Here is a 17,323-nt window from a genome sequence, read left to right as displayed (position 1 = left end):
CCAAACCGAACGGAGGAGACAATAATGAAAAACACGATCCGCGGCCTGCTGGCCGCAACCGCTCTCGCCTCACTTGCGACGACCGCCTTTGCCGAGGATGTCCAGGGCGTCATCGGCGGACTGCCGACCGAACTCAAGGCGCAGTATGACGGCGCGCCGCAGAAGGTGCTGCCCTCGGCCTGGGACAACTTCACCCCGCCGCCGAAGCCCTGGAAATGGTGCCACTCGGAATCCTACCAGGGCAATCCGTGGCGGGTGACGGTCACCAAGGAGCTGAAACGCCTCGTCGATGGGCTGATTGCCGACGGCACCGTATCCAGCTTCGAAGTCTCGGATTCCAACAACGATGCCAGCCAGCAGATTAATCAGATCCGCGCCTTCATCGACAAGAAGTGCTCGATCATCACCTCGATCCCGGGCTCGGCGACGGCGCTCGACGATGCGATCGACGCGGCAGCCAAGGCCGGCATCCCGTTCATCACGGCTGCTGGTTCGGTGACCAGCCCGAACGCGATCAATGTCGATTCCAACTATGCGCGCTGGGGCTATGACATGATGATGGCGATCGGCAAGGCCGAGCCGGATGGCGGGTCGTGCTGCAGGCGATCGCCACCAATCCGGCGCCGATCGACGCGGTGTGGACGACCGGCAGCGAAAGCCGCGTCGTCGCAGAGGCCTTCGCCGAGGCTGGCCGGCCGGCGCCGCTGATCACCGGTTCGATCACGGGTGACGCTTTGGGCTACTGGAAAGCCAATCCGGACAAGTATCGATTCGAAGGCCATGCCGTGCTGCCGCACTGGACCGCGGAGACGCTGTTCCGGGTCGGCGAGCGCATGCTGGACGGCCAGAAGCCGAAGCTGAACACGCTGCTGATCCCGATCCCGCCGGTCCACAACGCCGACCTCGGCGCCTGGTACAAGGACTGCATGACGCCGGATGCAGTCTCCATCTTTCCGATCCCACCGAAGGACCCGATGCCGGAGGAATGGCTCGACACCTATTTCTCCAACCCCGCACCGACCAAGGGTTGGGATTATTCGAAGGTGCCCGACGCCTGCGCGAAGTAACGCCTGCGACAGACAAACACAACGAGCCGGCTCCTTTCAGGGGAGCCGGCTTGCCAGCTTCGAAACACGGCATGCTTGAAATCAGGAACATATCCAAACGCTATGGCGAGACGGTCGCGCTCGCGGACGCCAGCATCCTGCTGGTCGAAGGCATTGCCGGCCACCCGATCGTGGTGCAGGAGCGCTTCGATCGCGTTCCGGGCAGGGACCATCCACACCATCCTGGGCGAGAACGGCTCGGGCAAGAGCACGATGGTCAAGCTCTTGTCCGGAATCGTGCAGCCGGACAGCGGTACGATCCTGCTGCAGGGCGAGCCTTTTTCGGGCAGCAACCCTTCGGCCTTCCAGGCGCAAGATTTCGCCACGGTGTTTCAGGAAGTGCTGATCGCACCAGACCGCACCGTGACCGACAACATCCTGCTCGGCCTCGATGGGCTGCTCCGGCGCACAGTGCCCCGCAACGAGCGCCGCGACAGGGCGGCAGCGGCGCTGAAGCGCTTCGCGATTACCGACGTGCCTCTCGACAAGCCAGCCGGCCTGTTGCCGCTCGCCGCGCAGCAACTCGTCGTTCTCGCCCGTGCGGTCGTGCGCAACCCCAAGATCCTGATCCTTGACGAAGTCACCGCCGCGCTCGACTTCGCCGACCGTGAATCCGTTTTCTCGCTGATGCGTACCTTGGCCGGTGAAGGCTGCCTCATCCTGTTCATTACGCACCGCATGGACGAGGTGATGTCGCTTTCGGATCGCATCTCGATCCTTCGCGGAGGCACCGTGGTGCGCACCGAGGAGCGCGGCGCGCCGGTCGCGCGGCAGATAGGCGATGCCGCTGGCAACGGCTCTGCGGAACCCGATGATCTTGTGCGACGCGCCGGGCAGGGCCAACTCGATCGAGCCGCCGAGCGGCGGCGTCAGGGCAAACGGCATTTTTCCCACGCAGTCGGTGCTCGACAATTTCGCCGTACGTCTTGGTGACGTTGGCCGTCCAGTTTCCGTTGACGGTACGCGGCCCGCGAGCATCTTGAGGAACACTTCCTGGCCGTGACCATCGAGGCCGGCAAGACCGACGATCTCGCCGGGAGCGATCAATTGCGTGATCGGGTTGGCTTCAGCCGCAATGACGAGGTCGCGGATGGCGAGCCCGCGAAAATCTGAGGCGGCGCGATCAGCCATGCGCCAGCTCCGCTGCCGTGCGCGGTGCCATGGCCTTCAACAGTTCAGCGGGCGTCGAAGCGAGATCTTCAGCTTCGGATTTTCCGCCAGCGCCTTGTCCGCGCCCTGGCTGTGGTGCTGCTGGCCATCCTGCTTGCGGTCAATCTCATCCTTAGCCCGGCGCGCTTCCAGCCGGGGTCCTGGGGCGCACTGGTCGGACTGGCCGCTCCCTTGATCGGCGCGGCAATCGCCTCGACGCCGGTGATCCTCGCCGGCCGTGGCGGCATCGACATTTCGGTCGGGCCGCTGATGGGTTTCGTCAATGCTGTCGTGATCCAGGTGCTTTTCCTCAAAGCCGGCATCTCGTCGCCCCTGCTGCTTGTGCCGGCGGCCCTGCTCATTGGCGCGCTGGTCGGTGCGGCCAACGGTTTCCTGGCGACGGTGGTGCGCATCCAGCCGATCGTGGCCACGCTCGGCACCTATCTGATCCTCACCGGCATTACGCTGACGATCCTGCCGGCGCCGATCGGCCCGGCGCCGGCATGGCTCAAGGCGCTGGCCGGGCCGCTGTCGTTGCTGCCGCTTCTATTGATGTTCATCGCCTGGTGGCTGGTGCGGCGCACGCCCTATTACGATCAGCTGATGGCGGTCGGCAGCGACGACCGCGCGGCCTACACCGCCGGCGTCGATGTCACGCGCGTACGCTTCATCGCCTATGTCATGGCGGGCATCCTAGCCGGCTGCGCCGGGCTGATGCTGACCGCACTGATCGGCTCCGCCGATCCCAATATCGGGCCGACCTACACGCTGATCGCCATCGCCGCCGTCGCGCTGGGCGGCGTCAGCCTCGCCGGCGGACGTGGCGGCGTGGCCGGCGCCGCTGTCGGCGCCATCGACATCTTCCTGCTGCAGAGCGTGCTGACGACCTTCAATGTCTCCACCTTCGTGCTGCAGATCGCCTATGGCGCCGTCCTGGTGCTGGCGGTGATGCTGACCGCGCTGCAGGAACGTCTTGCCACGAGGGGGCGCTGACATGGCCAGCCGGAACCTGTTCGCGACAACCAATGCCCGCGTCATCGGCGCCTTCGGTGTCGCGGCGCTTCTGCACCTTGCCGGCACGATTCTTATCCCGGGCTATTCGGCCCCGTTCGCGGTACGCGCCATGCTGGTGCTGGCGTCGCTGCTGGCTGTCGCCTCGATCGGACAGACGCTGGTCGTCATCATGGGTGGCATCGATCTTTCGATCCCCTTCGTCATCGGCTTCGCCAATGTCGTGGCGGCACAGCTCTATGGCGACGGCTGGAACTTTTTTCTCGTCTGCACTCTCGTCGGCGTGCTGGCGCTGGTCATCGGCGGACTGAACGGCCTGATCTCGCGCAGTTTGGACATCCAGCCGCTTATCGTCACCCTCGGCATCGGCATGATCGTGCAGGGGCTGGTGCTGTTGTGGACCGCCGGCTTCCCGTCAGGCTCCGCGCCACCGGTGGTTTCCAGCTTCGTGTCGATCGGCGGATCGGCCGGCCCCCTGCCCGTTCCGTGGCTGGTGCCTAGTCTCGTCGTGGTGGCGGCGTTCGTCGTGCTGGTGCTGGAGCGGACGCCTTATGGACGACGGCTCTACGCACTGGGCAGCAATCCGGGCGCCGCGCCGCTGGCACTGATCGATCCCGTTCGCATGTGGGTGGTCACCTATGCGGCAAGCGCCTTCTTCGCAGCTGTCGCGGGCGTGCTGCTGCTCGGCTTCACCGGCTCGGCCTATGGCGATGTCGGCCAACCCTATCTGTTCCAGACCATCGCGGCCGTCGTCGTCGGCGGCGCCGCGCTGGTCGGCGGGCGCGGCAGCTATCTCGGCACGATCGCCGGGGTGCTGGTGCTGACTGAAATCAACACGCTGCTGATCGGGCTCGGCTTCCAGCCCTCGGCTGTGCAGGCCGCGCTCGGCCTCATCATCGTGCTGCTGGTCTCGCTCTACGGCCGCGAGCGGCACGTCTCGACGACCATCTGAAGGCGACTATTCCAACCGCCACAGCTTGCGGGCATTTCCCGATAGCAGCCTGTCGCGTTCCGAGACGCCGCAGCCGGAAAGCAGCGCATGGGTGGCGGCCACCCAGGTCGAGAGGCCGCCACCAAGCGTGCAGACCGGCCAATCGCTGCCCCAGACGACGCGGTCCCAGCCAAACGAACGAACCGTGTGTTCGACATAGGGCCGCAGGGTGTCGACGGTCCAACTGCCGGGATCCGCGTAAGCGACCACGCCAGAAATCTTGGCCATGACATTCGGCCGGCGCGCGATCTCGCCCATGTGCTCGCGCCAGGGGTGCTCGCCCCCGCCCTTGATGTCGGGGACGCCGCAATGATCGAGCACGAACTGAACGTCGGGCGCCAGGTTGGCAAGGGCAATGGCCTTGGGAATTTGATGTGGCAGCACGACCAGATCGAAGGTCAGGCCAGTGCCGCCAAGCCGCTTGATGTTGTCGCGAAACAGCGCAGCTTCCGACAAGTCATCGGGCACGACGTGGAGGACGCGACGGAAGCCCTTGACGAAGGGATTTGTCCGCTGCCGCTCGAGATAGGCGGCAAAGCCAGGCTCTTCCGGCCGGCAGGACGCAATCGCCCCGGCCAGCATGCTGCCCGGCTGCCGCGACAGCCCTTCGACCCTGGTCGTCTCCGCCTCGATGTCGGCCGCATCGACATCGACCTCCATATGCAGCACGCGTTCGACACCGACCCGCCGCGCCTCCGCGGCGTACTCGTCATAGGAGAAATCACGGTTAAGCGCCGGCACACCGGCAAGCCAGGGATAGCGCAAGGCCGAGCGATCGATGAGATGCAGATGGGTGTCGATGATCATGGTGAGGCTCCTCCCTCCAGCATTTTCAAATCATCTCACGGAGGAATTCTTCATTCAAATAAGAATTCATGCCGCCGCGCCGACAGCCGATCCAGCCAAGTGCGACAGCTTCCCGGTCGTGGCCAGCAAAAGCTCGATGGTCCTGGTCATATCCGGTGCCGAAGGCGTGTTGATCACGCTGATGTAGGGGATCGACAGCGCCGCAATCGCCTTGCCGTCGGAACCGCGCACCGGTGCTGAGAGATTATAGACCCCGGCGGTTTGCATCGAGGCCATCATCTCATAGCCGCGGTCGCGGATCTGGTCGAGGCGGGCGTAGAATTCGGCCGATTGCGCGGTCTTGTCGGTGCTGCGGACATGCTCGGAAATCATCATTTGCCGCTCCTCAGGTGAGCGGAAGGCAAGCAGCACGTGGCCGGAACCAGTATCGAACAGGCTGATATGAGAGCCGACCCGGATCGAGATGCCCCAGTAGTTCGGCGCCTCCTGCTGAGCGATAACGACAGCGGAACCGCGATCAAAAACAACGAGTTGGTTGGCCTGTTGCGAGACCTCGGCCAGTTCGCGCATCAGCGGTGTGGCGTAGGAGACCAACCGCCGCACCGGCGCGTGCAACTGCGCTAGGCCGAACAGTTTCAGGGTCAGCGAATAACGATCACCGTCGAGCCTTGTGACGTAGCCGCGCCGCACCAGCCGGTCGAGCATACGGTAGAACTCATTGGGGCTGCGGTCGAGTTTCTTGGCGATTTCGGCTTGGGTGAGGCCGCCGTCAACTCCAGCCAAAAGTTCCAGGATGTCGAGCCCCTTGTCGAGCGCCGGCGCGCGGTAGCGCTCGTCTTCGCTGTCGTCCATGGGCATCCCTCCAGTGAATTCGATTCTTCATATACGCAGGAGCGCGAGTGTCGGAAACAAAATTCGCCTTGACGTATGTATGAATGTTTTGTTTGTATATGAATGTAGCACTTCTTGTCACGCGGACAAGTTGCGGTCGCCACCAAGGCGCACCCAGGGAGGAACCAAATGAACAGACTGCTTTCCGGCGTGTGCGCCGGTGCATTGGTGCTTGCGTCAGGTGCAGGCATTGCCCTTGCCGGCGACCTGCCCGGCAAGTTCGAAGGCGTGACCGTCGACGTGAAGCTGATCGGCGGCCAGCAATATGAAAAGCTCTATGAGCGCATTCCCGAATGGGAGAAGGCCACCGGCGCCAAGGTCAACATCCTGACCAAGAAGAACGGCTTCGACATCGACAAGGAGCTCAAATCCGACATCGCCTCGGGCAGCACCAACTGGTGCGTCGGCTGGAACCATTCGTCCTTCGCGCCGCAATATACGGGCCTCTACACCGACCTCGGCAAGTTGCTGCCGAAGTCGGAGATCGACGCCTTCGTGCCGTCGACGATCAAGGCGGCGACCATCGGCGGCAAGCTCGAGATGCTGCCGCGCGCGCAGTTCGACGTCTCCGCCCTCTACTACCAGAAGAGCCTCTACGAGAACGCCGACAACAAGGCGAAGTTCAAGGAGAAATACGGCTATGACCTGGTGCCGCCGGACACCTGGAAGGAAGTGACGGACCAGGCCGAGTTCTTCGCCAACCCTCCCAATTTCTACGGCACACAGTTCGCCGGCAAGGAAGAGGCGATCAACGGCCGCTTCTATGAAATGGTGGTCGCCGAGGGCGGCGAATATCTCGACAAGGACGGCAAGCCGGTCTTCAACTCCGAGGCCGGCGTCCGGGCGCTCGACTGGTTCGTCAACCTCTACAAGGCCAAGGCCGTGCCGGCCGGAACCACCAACTATCTCTGGGACGATCTCGGCCAGGGCTTTGCCTCCGGCACTGTCGCCATCAACCTGGACTGGCCGGGCTGGGCCGGCTTCTTCAACGACCCGAAGTCGTCCAAGGTCGCCGGCAATGTCGGCGTGAAAGTTGCCCCGAAGGGTTCTTCCGGCAAGCGCACCGGCTGGTCGGGTTTCCATGGCTTCTCGGTGACCGAGAACTGCCCGAACAAGGAGGCCGCCGCATCGCTCGTATGGTGGCTGACCAATGAGGATAGCCAGAAGCTCGAGGCCGCCGCAGGCCCACTGCCGACCCGCACCGCGGTCTGGGACTGGGACCTGCAGCAGGCAGCCAACGATCCCTACAAGAAGGAGGTTCTCTCCGCCTTCCAGGAAGAAGCCAAGCATGCCTTCGCCGTGCCGCAGACGCCCGAATGGATCGAGATCTCAAACGCCGTCTATCCCGAACTGCAGGCGGCGATCCTCGGCGACAAGACCTCCAAGCAGGCATTGGACGAGGCTGCCGCCAAGGCGACCCAGATCCTGCAGGACGCCGGTAAACTCTAACAGCACTCCCAAGGCTGCCTCCCCCATCAGGACTGGGGGAGGCGATCGCGTCTTGAGTGCGCCGCGTGGTGCTTCCGTCGGCTGGTTCGACGAGTACGCCGACAATCAAAACAACATGTCACGGAATCCTGATGAAGGGCTTCAAGCCATCCGCGCCATTCCTGCTGCTGCTTCCAGCCATCATCGTGCTGGCGGCGGTCGTCGTCGTGCCGCTGCTTCTGTCGCTCTATTCCAGCTTCACGCCTTTCCGCCTGACCAAGCCCGAGACGTTCTTCGTTTTCGTCGGCTTCCGGAACTATCTCTCGATCCTGTCCAACGCCGATTTCTGGTGGGCCTTCGGGCGCACGGTGCTGCTGCTGACCATCGCTCTCAATCTCGAAATGCTGCTTGGGCTCGGCTTGGCCATGCTGGTCGAGAAAGCGACGCGCGGCCAGCGCATCCTGCGCACGCTGATGATGTTTCCGATGATGTTCTCGCCGATCCTCGTCGGCTTCCAGTTCAAGTTCATGTTCAACGACAATATCGGCCTGGTGAACAATGCGCTGCAGTCGCTCGGCATCACCAGGGACGCCATACCGTGGCTGATCGAAAGCCATCTCGCCTTCATCGCCATTTCGATCGCCGAGATCTGGTCGTCGACGGCGATCTTCGCCATCCTGATCCTCGCCGGCCTGCTCGCCATGCCCAAGGAACCGATCGAGGCGGCGCGTGTCGACGGCTGCACGCCGTGGCAGACATTCCGCTATGTGACGTGGCCGTTCGTCATGCCTTTCGCCTTTATCGCCATGACCATCCGCTCGCTCGACGTCGCGCGCGCCTATGACATCGTCAAGATTATGACCGATGGCGGACCGGCGGGCCGCACCGAACTGCTTTGGACATTGGTGGCGCGCACCGCCTATGGCGACGGGCGCATGGGTATGGCCAACGCCATGGCCTATTTCTCGATCCTGCTGTCGATCGCCTTCACCGTCTATTTCTTCAACAAGCTCGCCGCGGCGCGCACGCAGATCGGTGCTGAGTGGTGAAGGGCGGAGTGGTGAGAATGGACGAGAATTCCTCCGCCCGCCTCAAGCGGCGGCTGCTGGGCATCGTCTATCGCATCGGGCTGTTCCTGGCGATGCTGACCATCTGCCTGCCTGGCCTGTGGATCGTGCTGTCTTCGCTCAGGCCAACAGTCGAGATCATGGCCAAGCCGCCGGTGTGGATCCCGCAGCAGATTTCATTCGACGCCTATATCGCGATGTTCTCAGGCATCGGCAAGGGCGGCATTCCGGTCATCGAATATTTCCGCAACTCGCTGATCATCTCGGTGACCTCGACAGTCATCGCGGTGGCCATCGGCATGGCCGGCGGCTATGCCTTCGCGCGCTACCGCTTCCGCGGCAAATCGAGCGTCTTCCTCGGCCTGATGCTGACCCGCACCGTGCCCGGCATCGCGCTGTCGCTGCCGCTGTTCTTCCTCTATGTGCGGCTCGGCATCATCGACACGCATTTCGGGCTGATCCTCGCCTATGTCGCGCTTAACGTGCCGTTCACGATCTGGCTGATCGACGGCTTCTTCCGCCAGGTACCGAAGGACCTCGCAGAGGCAGCGCAGATTGATGGCTGCACGCGCTGGCAGGCGTTCTGGCAGGTCGAGTTCCCGCTTGCCGGACCGGGCATCGCATCGGCGGCGATCTTCGCCTTCCTGACCTGCTGGAACGAGTTCGCGCTGGCCTCGCAACTGACCCGATCGGTCAGCGCCAAGACGCTGCCTGTCGGCCTGCTCGACTACACGACCGAGTTCACCATCGATTGGCGCGGCATGTGCGCGCTTGCCGTGGTGATGATCATCCCGGCGCTCACCCTCACCTACATCGTCCAGAAACACCTTGTCGGCGGCCTGACCTCCGGCGCGGTGAAAGGCTGACAGAATGGCAACCGTTTCCCTCAAAAAGCTGACCAAGCGCTACGGCAATATCGAGATTGTGCACGGTATCGATCTCGATATCACCGACCGCGAATTCATTGCCCTTGTCGGCCCTTCCGGCTGCGGCAAGTCGACGACGCTGCGCATGATCGCCGGGCTGGAAGAGATCAGCGCCGGCTTGATCGAGATCGGCGGGCGCATCGTCAACGACCTGCCGCCGCGCTCGCGCAACATTTCGATGGTGTTCCAGTCCTACGCGCTCTATCCGCACATGACGGTGCGCGAAAACCTCGGCTTCTCGCTCAAGATCGCGGGAGCCGTCAAGGACGAGATGGACCGGCGCGTCTCCGAGGCCTCCGCCATCCTCGGCCTCGACATGCTGCTGGACCGCCGCCCTTCGCAACTGTCCGGCGGCCAGCGCCAGCGTGTCGCCATGGGCCGAGCCATCGTGCGCGACCCCGATGTCTTCCTGTTCGACGAACCGCTTTCCAATCTCGACGCGAAATTGCGCACGCAGATGCGTACCGAGATCAAGAAACTGCATGCCAAGGTGCGGTCGACGGTGATCTACGTCACCCATGACCAGGTCGAGGCAATGACGCTCGCCGACCGCATCGTGATCATGCGCGACGGCCATATCGAACAGGTCGGCACACCCGACGAGGTGTTCCGGCGTCCGGCGACGCGCTTCGTCGCCGGCTTCATCGGTTCGCCGCCGATGAACCTGCATGAGGCGACGGTCGATGACGGCCAGCTGGTTTTCGCCAGCGGCGAAAAGCTGCCCCTGCCCGGCCAATTCAGAGCCAATGTCGCCACCAGCGACAAGATCGTGTTCGGGCTGCGGCCCGACGATGTCTACCCGACCGGCCATGGCATCAGCTCCGGCGACGCCGCCGACGTGCACCAGATCGAATTGCCGATCACGGTGACCGAACCGCTCGGCAACGAGACGCTGGTGTTCGTCGAATTCAACGGCAGCGACTGGGTGTCTCGCATGCTGAACCCGAGACCGCTGAAGTCGGGCGAACGAGTAGCGATGAGCCTCGACTTGTCGCAGGCGCATCTGTTCGCCGCCGACACCGGAAAGACATTGCGGAGCTGACCGACATGGCTAGAATCGAAAAGATAGAACTGCGGATGGTGGACCTTGTGCCCAAGGTCAAGCGCACGGACGCGATCCAGAGCTTCGTCAGCCAGGAAACGCCGATCGTGACGGTCACCGATTCCGACGGCGCGACCGGCACCGGCTACAGCTATACGATCGGCACCGGCGGCTCGTCGGTGATGCGGCTCTTGTCCGACCATCTCGCGCCACGCCTGATCGGCCGCGATCCCGACATGATCGAGGCGATCTGGCACGACCTCGAATTCGCCACCCATGCGACCACGATCGGCGCCATCACCGCCATCGCCATCGCCGCGATCGACACGGCACTTTGGGATTTGCGGGCGAAGAAGCAGAACCTGCCGCTGTGGAAACTCGCTGGCGGCGCCAAGGACCGCTGCCCGCTCTACACGACCGAGGGCGGCTGGCTGCATATCGAGACGCAGGCGCTGGTCGATGATGCGCTGGCCGCCAAGGCCAGGGGATTTCGCGGCTCGAAAGTGAAGATCGGCAGGCCGCATGGGTCGGAGGATCTTGCGCGCCTGTCGGCGGTGCGCAAGGCGGTGGGCGACGGCTACGAGATCATGACCGACGCCAATCAGGGTTTTTCCGTCGACGAGGCGATCCGGCGTGCGGCAAGGCTGCGCGAGCTTGACCTTGCCTGGATCGAGGAGCCGCTGCCCGCCGACGATATCGATGGCCATGTTCGGCTGTCGAACTCGACGCCGACGCCGATCGCCATCGGCGAGTCGCTCTACTCGATGCGCCATTTCCGCGAATACATGCAGAAAGGCGCCTGTTCTATCGTGCAGGTGGATGTCGGCCGCATCGGCGGCATCACGCCCTGGCTCAAGATCGCGCATGCGGCGGAGGCCTTCGACATTCCGGTCTGCCCGCATTTCCTGATGGAACTGCATGTCAGCTTGACCTGTGCTGTTCAGAACGGCCGATATGTCGAGTACATTCCGCAACTCGACCAGTTGACCGGCAAGCATATGCGCATCGAGGATGGGCAGGCGCTGGCACCCGACGAGCCGGGTATCGGCATAGACTGGGACTGGGACGCGGTAAAGGCCATGAGCATCGCCGAATTCACCACGGCGATCACGACATAGGAGAGCGGACATGCAGCGGATGGGAATGGTGCTCGGGCTGAAGCCGGAAAAGGTCGAGGAATATGTCCGCCTGCATGCTGCGGTCTGGCCTGACGTGCTGACCATGATCTCGGCCTGCAATATCAAGAATTACTCCATCTACCTCAAGCGACCAGAGAACCTGCTGTTCAGCTACTTCGAATACCACGGCACCGACTACGCGGCCGACATGGCCAAGATGGCCGCCGATCCGAAGACGCAGGAATGGTGGGCGGTCTGCATGCCCTGCCAGGAGCCGCTGGCGACCCGCAAGGAAGGCGAATGGTGGGCTTCAATGGACGAGGTCTTCCATCATGATTGAGGGCGGTTTCGACCCTGCCTCACTCGTCCAATCCTGGCCCAGACCATTGAAGCCCCGGCCGATCGTCACCTTCGGCGCGGGGTCGATCGTCGGCGACGCACATTTCCCGGCCTACAGGAAGGCCGGATTCCCGATCGCTGGAGTTTACGATCCGGACCAGGCCAAGGCGCAAACCCTGGCCGAGACATGGGGGGTGACGGCGTTCCGCTCGGTGGACGAAGCCGCAGCCGTCAAGGACGCAATCTTCGATCTGGCGACGCCGCCGGGACGGCACGCCGAGATCCTGAAGGCTCTGCCCGACAGGGCGGTGGCGCTGATCCAGAAGCCGATGGGCAACTATCTCGGCGAGGCAACCGAAATCCTCGAAATCTGCCGCGCCAAGGAACTCAAGGCGGCGGTCAATTTCCAGCTGCGCTTCGCGCCGATGATGCTGGCGCTCAAGGATGCCATCGCCAAGGGCTGGCTCGGCGGGGTCGTCGACTTCGACGCCTGGCTGGCGCTGGCGACACCCTGGCAGCTGTGGGAATTCCTGCTCAAGGCGCCGCGCGTCGAGATCGCCATGCACTCGATCCACTATCTCGACCTGATCCGGCAATTGCTCGGCGACCCCAAGGGAGTGCACGCCAAGACACTCGGCCATCCCAACCATGGAGTGGCGCAGACGCGGACCAGCGCCATTCTCGACTATGGCGACACGGTGCGCTGCGCGCTGTCGATCAACCACGACCACAAATTCGGCCGGCGGCATCAGGCCTGTGAGTTCCGCATCTGCGGCACCGAAGGTGCAGCCTATCTGAAGCTCGGCCTTAACCTCGATTATCCCACCGGCGAGCCGGATATTCTCGATATCTATCCGAAGGGCGGCACGGACTGGGTCGCGGTGCCACTGGCCGGCGAGTGGTTTCCCGACGCCTTCGTCGGGCGTATGGCCAATGTGCAGCGCTTTGCATCTGGTGAAGATGACACGCTGGTCAGTTCGGTCGAAGACGCCTGGAACACCATGGCGCTGGTGGAAGCCGCCTATAGATCAAGCGCGGCGCCAGCGACGCCAATCGCGGAAAGGCCGTAAAGCAGGATATGGAACAGATCACTTATTTCGAGGACTACGAGATCGGCTCTACGCGCCTCAGCACCGGCCGCACCATCACCGAGACTGACTTCGTCGTCCACGCCGGCCACACCGGCGATTTCTTCCCGCATCACATGGATGCCGAGTACATGAAGACGACGCCGTTCGGCCAGCGCATCGCGCATGGCACGCTGGTGTTTTCGGTCGGTATCGGGCTGACGGCTGGTGTCGTCAACCCCGTCGCCTTTTCCTATGGCTACGACCGGCTGCGTTTCATCAAGCCGGTGTTCATCGGCGACACGATCCGCACGCGCACCACGATCGCGGCCAAGCAGGACGACCCCAAGCGCCCGGATTCAGGCCGGGTGATCGAGCGCTGCGAAGTGATCAATCAGCGCGGCGAAGTGGTGCTGGCGGCCGACCACATTTACATCGTCGAGCGCAAGCCGGCCTGAGCCTCGGAATTTACGAGCCAGTGGCGCGCGCGGTGATGCGCTCGAGCCCAAGCAGCAGCACCAAGGTCGCCACCACCAGGATCATCGTCAGGGCCGCACCTGCAAATATATCGCCACGATCGGTGAGGCTGAAGATCGACACCGGCAGCGTCACCCAGCCCGGCGGATAGACCATGACGGTGGCGCCGAGTTCACCCATCGACAGCGCGAAGCTCAGGCCGAAAGCGGCGACCAGATAGGGGGCCAGCAAGGGCAGCGTGACATGCCAGAGCCGGTATGCGGGCCGCGCGCCGAGGCTTGACGCCACCTGTTCGAAATCGGGCGAAAGCCGTGCCAAACCGGCCGAGACGTTGCCGAAAGTGAAAGCCGAGATCAGCACGAAATGCGCGATCATCACGATCGCCACCGTGCCGTTGAGCAGAAGCGGCGGATGGCTGAACGCAACCAGCAGGCCAAGCCCGACGGATACCGAAGGCACCGCGCTGGGGATAAAGAACAACAGGCCAAGCGGCCGCTTCAAGGCATCGCCCTGAAGGCGAAGCGAAAGGGCCGCCCAGGTGCCGCTGACCAGCGCCAAGGCGCTGGCCAGGAAGCCGGTGATGAGGCTCGCCTTGACCGAATTCCAGGCCGCGCCCTTGACGACGTCGGCGTAGTGCTCCGTCGTCAAGCCATTGGGCAGCACGCCATTCCACTGGTCGGCAAGGCTGGACAAGAGGATGACCGCCAGCGGCGCCAGGAACAGCACACCGAAGATCAGCGCGAAGAGCACCCATAGAACAGCGCGACCGGAGCGCGACCAGACCAGCATGGCTAGACCCCCAACCGGCCGGCGGCGAAGCGGTAGAGGCCGAAAAGACCGAGCGACAGCGCAATGTTGATCACGGCGATGATGCAGGCGACCTGATAGGCCGATTCCTGGATCGCCTTGCCGTAGATCAGCAGCGGCAGCGTGATGACGCCCTTGGCGCCAATGAACAACACGATGCCGAATTCGTTGACGGTCAACAGCAGGCAGAGGCTGCCGCCGGCGATGAGCGCGGGCACCGCGGCCGGCAGGATGACCTGGCGCACGATGCGGAAAGGTCTCGCCCCAAGCACGCTTGCCGCTTCGATCTGGCCGCGGTCGACCAGGGAGAAGGCGGCGAGCAGCGGCCGCAGGATGAAGGGCGTGTAGACGGTGACTTCGGCCAGCACCACGCCCCAGGTCGAATAAAGGAAATCGACCGGCGGCAGCGGCAGCGAGAAGACCTCCATCAGCCCCGAATTGAGCATGCCGGCGGAGCCGTAAAGAAAGGTGAAGGCCAGCGTCACCAGGAAGGTTGGCAATGCGATGAAAGTGTCGATCAGTCGGGCGATGAAGCCGCTGCCGGGAAACGGCACGAAGGCCAGGATCAATGCCAGCACGAGCCCGACGATCAGGCATCCGGCCGTAGCGGCGACCGAGATCGTCACCGTGTTGATCAGCGCGTTGAGGAAGAAGCGCGAATGCAGGACACGGACGATCTCGGCGATGTTGGCGACACCGCTGTCGTCAAGGAAGGCCTGCCGGGCAATCAGCGCCAGCGGATAGAAGAACAGCAGCGCCAGCAGCGCCGCCGGCGGCACGATCCAGAATTTGCCGGGTTCTCTCCTGATCGCCGGCGCGCGGAGGGCGACAGCCTCAGACACCGGCGTCTTCCGGAAGCAGCGACGTGTCGGCAGGTGCGAAGAACAGCGGCACCCTTGCGCCGGGCTCCGGCAACGCCATGGGCAGTTTCGTTGCCGAGACGCGCACCGGCGTGCCCTCGACATCGAGCACGAGATGGGTCAGTTCGCCCTGCCAGTGCACTTCCCTGAGTGTGCCGACGATGCGATTGGTGTGCTCGCTGTCGGCCGTCAGGCTGAGATGCTGCGGTCTGATGCAGAGCAGGCTCTTGTCGCCGGCCTTCTCGTCACGACCGGCGCCGGTGAGCAGCGCATCGCCGTGCCTTGCCGTGGCAAAACCCTTCGGCCCGACAGGCTCGGCAACGGTCACCGGCAGAAGGTTGGCGCGGCCGAGGAATTCGGCGGTAAAACGGTTTGGTGGACGGCGGTAGAGTTCCGTCGTCGGTCCGTGCGAACAGACCCTGCCGTCGCGCATGATGGCGATCTTGTCGGCAAGGGTCAGCGCCTCGGTCTGGTCATGGGTGACGTAGAGGATCGTCAGGCCCGGCAGGCTGCGGTGTAGGCGGGCGATCTCCTCGACCATGTTGCGGCGGATCTGCGCGTCGAGCGCCGAGAGCGGTTCGTCGAGCAGGAGCACGCGCGGTCGCACCGCCAGGGCCCGTGCAATCGCGACACGCTGCTGCTGGCCGCCCGAAAGCTCGCGCGGATAGCGCCTGGCAAAGGCAGACATGCCTACCGTGCCGAGTGCATCCTCGACCCGTTCGGCGATCAGCGCCTTGTCGGCGCCTTGTGCCCTGAGGCCGAAGGCAACGTTGTCCTCGACCCGCATATGCGGAAACAGCGCGTAATTCTGAACCACCATGCCGAGACCACGCTGATAAGGCGGCAGATCGGTGACGTCGGTGGCGCCGATGCGGATGCGGCCGCTTGCAGGCCGCACGAAACCGGCCACGGCCCGCAAGGCAGTTGTCTTGCCTGAGCCGGAAGGGCCGATCATTGCCAGGATCTCGCCCGGTGCGATGTCCAGGGTCAGCGGATGCAGCACGACATGCGCGCCATAAGCGACGCTGACCCTGTCGAAGTGGACGTTGGAACCGGCGCCGCGAACCTTCGCGGCGTCGATATCCATGACACTGGTACCCGTGAAGGCGACGGCCGACATGGCGTTGTTCTCCCGACTGGTTCCCTTGGGGATCAACTTCCGGTCGCTTCGTTCCACTTCTTGACGTAGTCGGGAAGCTTGGCCAGCGCGTCATCCCAGTTCGGCGACCAGATGGTCAGGCCCTTCATCGCCTCCTGCAACTTGGCGAAATTGGCGTCGGACGGCTTCACGTCCTTGCGGGCGGGCATACCGATGGCAATCGAGCTTACGGTGGACTGGGCTTCCTTGGATAGCAGGAAGTCGATCAGCTTCTTGCCGTTGTCGGCGTTCGGCGCACCGGTGACCAGGCCGATTTCATAGGGCAGCGCGAAGGTGGAGCGAGTGCCGTCCGGACCAGCGGGCCAGAACACCTTGATGTTGGGATTGTCGGCCATCTGCGACATGTTCATCTGCAAATCGCCATTGGCGACATGCAATTCACCCTTGTTGACCAGTGCGGTCAGCTTGCCGGTCGAGGCGGACGGGCCGACATTGTTGTCCTGCAGTTTCTTCATGAAGGCGAAGCCCGCATCCTCGCCGCCGAAGGCGTGAATGATCTGCAGCATGACGGCGGTGCCGTCGCCGGCCTGGCCAGGAGTCGAATACTGGATCTTGCCCTTGAACTTCGGATCGAGCAGGTCGTTGTAGCTCTTCGGCGCTTCCGATAGCACGGCGCTGTTGTAGATGAAGTTCATGTAGTTGTTGACCAGCGGCCGGTACTTGTCGGTGCCGCCGTCGATCTGGGATGCGGCCTCAGGCTTGTAATCCTGCAGCAGGCCGTCTGCGGCCGCGCGCTGGATGAAGGGGGGCAAGGTCACCAGAACGTCGGCCTGCGGGTTCGACTTCTCCTTGGCGACGCGCTCGACGACGCCGCCCGAACCTGCCTCGATATACTGCACGGTGATGCCGGTGGCCTTGGTGAAGGCGGCGAATTCGGTCTCGTACCAGCTGCCGTTGCCGTCATGCAGGCCATCGGCGGAATAGATGGTGACGACGCCGTCGGCGAGTGCCGGTCCGACGAGAGCGGCCGACGCGAGCAATGCGGCAAAGGCCGCGACCATGGTTGCGTTTCGTGATTTCATGACCAGTTCCCCTTTATGATTGAAGGCACATTCTGCGATGCACTAGGACCAATCGG

The 17,323-nt window shown here is 63.5% G+C and carries 18 protein-coding genes and 1 pseudogene; 13 read left to right on the top strand and 6 right to left on the bottom strand.

The genetic code is table 11. The features are described from left to right. Positions 1-24 precede the first annotated feature (24 nt). From FJ548_RS18440 to FJ548_RS18420, 5 genes and pseudogenes are all read left to right on the top strand, one after another. Positions 25-708 carry a substrate-binding domain-containing protein gene (locus FJ548_RS18440; RefSeq protein WP_246678708.1) on the top strand — a complete coding sequence of 228 codons (684 nt, stop codon included), beginning with the start codon at positions 25-27 and terminating at the stop codon, positions 706-708. Further along, on the top strand, positions 594-1,067 hold the full coding sequence (locus tag FJ548_RS30510) for a hypothetical protein (RefSeq protein WP_246678707.1): 474 nt from the start codon (positions 594-596) through the stop codon (positions 1,065-1,067). The genes FJ548_RS18440 and FJ548_RS30510 overlap by 115 nt, the downstream gene beginning before the upstream one ends. A gap of 153 nt (positions 1,068-1,220) precedes the next feature. Next, positions 1,221-2,039, top strand: a pseudogene (locus FJ548_RS18435) (ATP-binding cassette domain-containing protein); the annotation flags it as partial. Positions 2,040-2,351: 312 nt separating this feature from the next. After that, complete coding sequence (locus FJ548_RS18425; RefSeq protein WP_246678706.1) at positions 2,352-3,248, top strand: ABC transporter permease; 897 nt, start codon at positions 2,352-2,354, stop codon at positions 3,246-3,248. Position 3,249: 1 nt separating this feature from the next. Then, the gene (locus tag FJ548_RS18420) at positions 3,250-4,218 is read left to right on the top strand and encodes an ABC transporter permease (RefSeq protein WP_140778613.1); all 969 of its coding nucleotides are present in this window, start codon (positions 3,250-3,252) and stop codon (positions 4,216-4,218) included. Positions 4,219-4,224: 6 nt separating this feature from the next. Here the strand turns inward: FJ548_RS18420 and FJ548_RS18415 are convergent, their stop codons facing one another. Beyond that, on the bottom strand, positions 4,225-5,064 hold the full coding sequence (locus tag FJ548_RS18415; protein ID WP_140778612.1) for an amidohydrolase: 840 nt from the start codon (positions 5,062-5,064) through the stop codon (positions 4,225-4,227). Positions 5,065-5,130: 66 nt separating this feature from the next. Then, positions 5,131-5,916, bottom strand: coding sequence for an IclR family transcriptional regulator (locus FJ548_RS18410; RefSeq protein ID WP_140778611.1), 786 nt, complete (start codon positions 5,914-5,916; stop codon positions 5,131-5,133). Between the two features lie 168 nt (positions 5,917-6,084). On the opposite strand from FJ548_RS18410, the gene FJ548_RS18405 reads away from it, so the two are divergent. The 8 genes from FJ548_RS18405 to FJ548_RS18370 all read left to right on the top strand — a co-directional run bounded on the left by FJ548_RS18405 (position 6,085) and on the right by FJ548_RS18370 (position 13,400). Next, on the top strand, positions 6,085-7,404 hold the full coding sequence (locus tag FJ548_RS18405) for a sugar ABC transporter substrate-binding protein (protein WP_140778610.1): 1,320 nt from the start codon (positions 6,085-6,087) through the stop codon (positions 7,402-7,404). Between the two features lie 131 nt (positions 7,405-7,535). Further along, the gene (locus tag FJ548_RS18400; RefSeq protein ID WP_140778609.1) at positions 7,536-8,432 is read left to right on the top strand and encodes a sugar ABC transporter permease; all 897 of its coding nucleotides are present in this window, start codon (positions 7,536-7,538) and stop codon (positions 8,430-8,432) included. Positions 8,433-8,449: 17 nt separating this feature from the next. Further along, a complete protein-coding gene (locus tag FJ548_RS18395; RefSeq protein ID WP_140607431.1) occupies positions 8,450-9,316 on the top strand; it encodes a carbohydrate ABC transporter permease in 867 nt (288 codons plus the stop codon). A gap of 4 nt (positions 9,317-9,320) precedes the next feature. After that, complete coding sequence (gene ugpC, locus FJ548_RS18390) at positions 9,321-10,418, top strand: sn-glycerol-3-phosphate ABC transporter ATP-binding protein UgpC (protein WP_140778608.1); 1,098 nt, start codon at positions 9,321-9,323, stop codon at positions 10,416-10,418. A 5-nt stretch (positions 10,419-10,423) separates the two neighbouring features. Then, positions 10,424-11,536, top strand: a complete 1,113-nt coding sequence (locus tag FJ548_RS18385; protein ID WP_140607433.1) for a mandelate racemase/muconate lactonizing enzyme family protein — start codon at positions 10,424-10,426, stop codon at positions 11,534-11,536. A 10-nt stretch (positions 11,537-11,546) separates the two neighbouring features. Further along, complete coding sequence (locus FJ548_RS18380) at positions 11,547-11,876, top strand: L-rhamnose mutarotase (RefSeq protein WP_056564736.1); 330 nt, start codon at positions 11,547-11,549, stop codon at positions 11,874-11,876. After that, positions 11,872-12,945, top strand: coding sequence for a Gfo/Idh/MocA family oxidoreductase (locus FJ548_RS18375; protein ID WP_181165514.1), 1,074 nt, complete (start codon positions 11,872-11,874; stop codon positions 12,943-12,945). Before FJ548_RS18380 ends, FJ548_RS18375 begins: the two co-directional genes overlap by 5 nt. An 8-nt stretch (positions 12,946-12,953) precedes the next feature. Further along, positions 12,954-13,400 carry a MaoC/PaaZ C-terminal domain-containing protein gene (locus tag FJ548_RS18370; protein WP_140607435.1) on the top strand — a complete coding sequence of 149 codons (447 nt, stop codon included), beginning with the start codon at positions 12,954-12,956 and terminating at the stop codon, positions 13,398-13,400. 10 nt (positions 13,401-13,410) lie between these two features. Here the strand turns inward: FJ548_RS18370 and FJ548_RS18365 are convergent, their stop codons facing one another. The 4 genes from FJ548_RS18365 to FJ548_RS18350 are packed head-to-tail and all read right to left on the bottom strand — an operon-like array spanning position 13,411 to position 17,267. Continuing rightward, positions 13,411-14,208, bottom strand: coding sequence for an ABC transporter permease subunit (locus tag FJ548_RS18365; RefSeq protein ID WP_140607436.1), 798 nt, complete (start codon positions 14,206-14,208; stop codon positions 13,411-13,413). Between the two features lie 2 nt (positions 14,209-14,210). Continuing rightward, a complete protein-coding gene (locus tag FJ548_RS18360) occupies positions 14,211-15,068 on the bottom strand; it encodes a 2-aminoethylphosphonate ABC transporter permease subunit (protein WP_140698652.1) in 858 nt (285 codons plus the stop codon). Continuing rightward, positions 15,061-16,206 carry an ATP-binding cassette domain-containing protein gene (locus FJ548_RS18355; RefSeq protein WP_140698655.1) on the bottom strand — a complete coding sequence of 382 codons (1,146 nt, stop codon included), beginning with the start codon at positions 16,204-16,206 and terminating at the stop codon, positions 15,061-15,063. Before FJ548_RS18355 ends, FJ548_RS18360 begins: the two co-directional genes overlap by 8 nt. Positions 16,207-16,238: 32 nt before the next feature. Next, positions 16,239-17,267, bottom strand: a complete 1,029-nt coding sequence (locus FJ548_RS18350; protein ID WP_140607439.1) for a 2-aminoethylphosphonate ABC transporter substrate-binding protein — start codon at positions 17,265-17,267, stop codon at positions 16,239-16,241. Positions 17,268-17,323 lie beyond the last annotated feature (56 nt).

The sequence above is a fragment of the Mesorhizobium sp. B2-4-17 genome, from assembly GCF_006441275.1.
In the GTDB taxonomy this organism is placed as follows: Bacteria; Pseudomonadota; Alphaproteobacteria; order Rhizobiales; family Rhizobiaceae; genus Mesorhizobium.
Note: the sequence above shows the minus strand (reverse complement) of the source record. Positions and strands in the feature narration are given on the sequence as shown.

What these genes read in the sequence shown, in the direction of transcription:
- FJ548_RS18440 (WP_246678708.1), top strand. Translation starts at nt 25, where the DNA reads ATGAAAAACACGATCCGCGGCCTGCTGGCCGCAACCGCTCTCGCCTCA.
- FJ548_RS18420 (WP_140778613.1), top strand. Translation starts at nt 3,250, where the DNA reads ATGGCCAGCCGGAACCTGTTCGCGACAACCAATGCCCGCGTCATCGGC.
- FJ548_RS18415 (WP_140778612.1), bottom strand. Translation starts at nt 5,064, where the DNA reads ATGATCATCGACACCCATCTGCATCTCATCGATCGCTCGGCCTTGCGC.
- FJ548_RS18410 (WP_140778611.1), bottom strand. Translation starts at nt 5,916, where the DNA reads ATGGACGACAGCGAAGACGAGCGCTACCGCGCGCCGGCGCTCGACAAG.
- FJ548_RS18405 (WP_140778610.1), top strand. Translation starts at nt 6,085, where the DNA reads ATGAACAGACTGCTTTCCGGCGTGTGCGCCGGTGCATTGGTGCTTGCG.
- FJ548_RS18400 (WP_140778609.1), top strand. Translation starts at nt 7,536, where the DNA reads ATGAAGGGCTTCAAGCCATCCGCGCCATTCCTGCTGCTGCTTCCAGCC.
- FJ548_RS18395 (WP_140607431.1), top strand. Translation starts at nt 8,450, where the DNA reads ATGGACGAGAATTCCTCCGCCCGCCTCAAGCGGCGGCTGCTGGGCATC.
- ugpC (WP_140778608.1), top strand. Translation starts at nt 9,321, where the DNA reads ATGGCAACCGTTTCCCTCAAAAAGCTGACCAAGCGCTACGGCAATATC.
- FJ548_RS18385 (WP_140607433.1), top strand. Translation starts at nt 10,424, where the DNA reads ATGGCTAGAATCGAAAAGATAGAACTGCGGATGGTGGACCTTGTGCCC.
- FJ548_RS18380 (WP_056564736.1), top strand. Translation starts at nt 11,547, where the DNA reads ATGCAGCGGATGGGAATGGTGCTCGGGCTGAAGCCGGAAAAGGTCGAG.
- FJ548_RS18370 (WP_140607435.1), top strand. Translation starts at nt 12,954, where the DNA reads ATGGAACAGATCACTTATTTCGAGGACTACGAGATCGGCTCTACGCGC.
- FJ548_RS18365 (WP_140607436.1), bottom strand. Translation starts at nt 14,208, where the DNA reads ATGCTGGTCTGGTCGCGCTCCGGTCGCGCTGTTCTATGGGTGCTCTTC.
- FJ548_RS18355 (WP_140698655.1), bottom strand. Translation starts at nt 16,206, where the DNA reads ATGTCGGCCGTCGCCTTCACGGGTACCAGTGTCATGGATATCGACGCC.
- FJ548_RS18350 (WP_140607439.1), bottom strand. Translation starts at nt 17,267, where the DNA reads ATGAAATCACGAAACGCAACCATGGTCGCGGCCTTTGCCGCATTGCTC.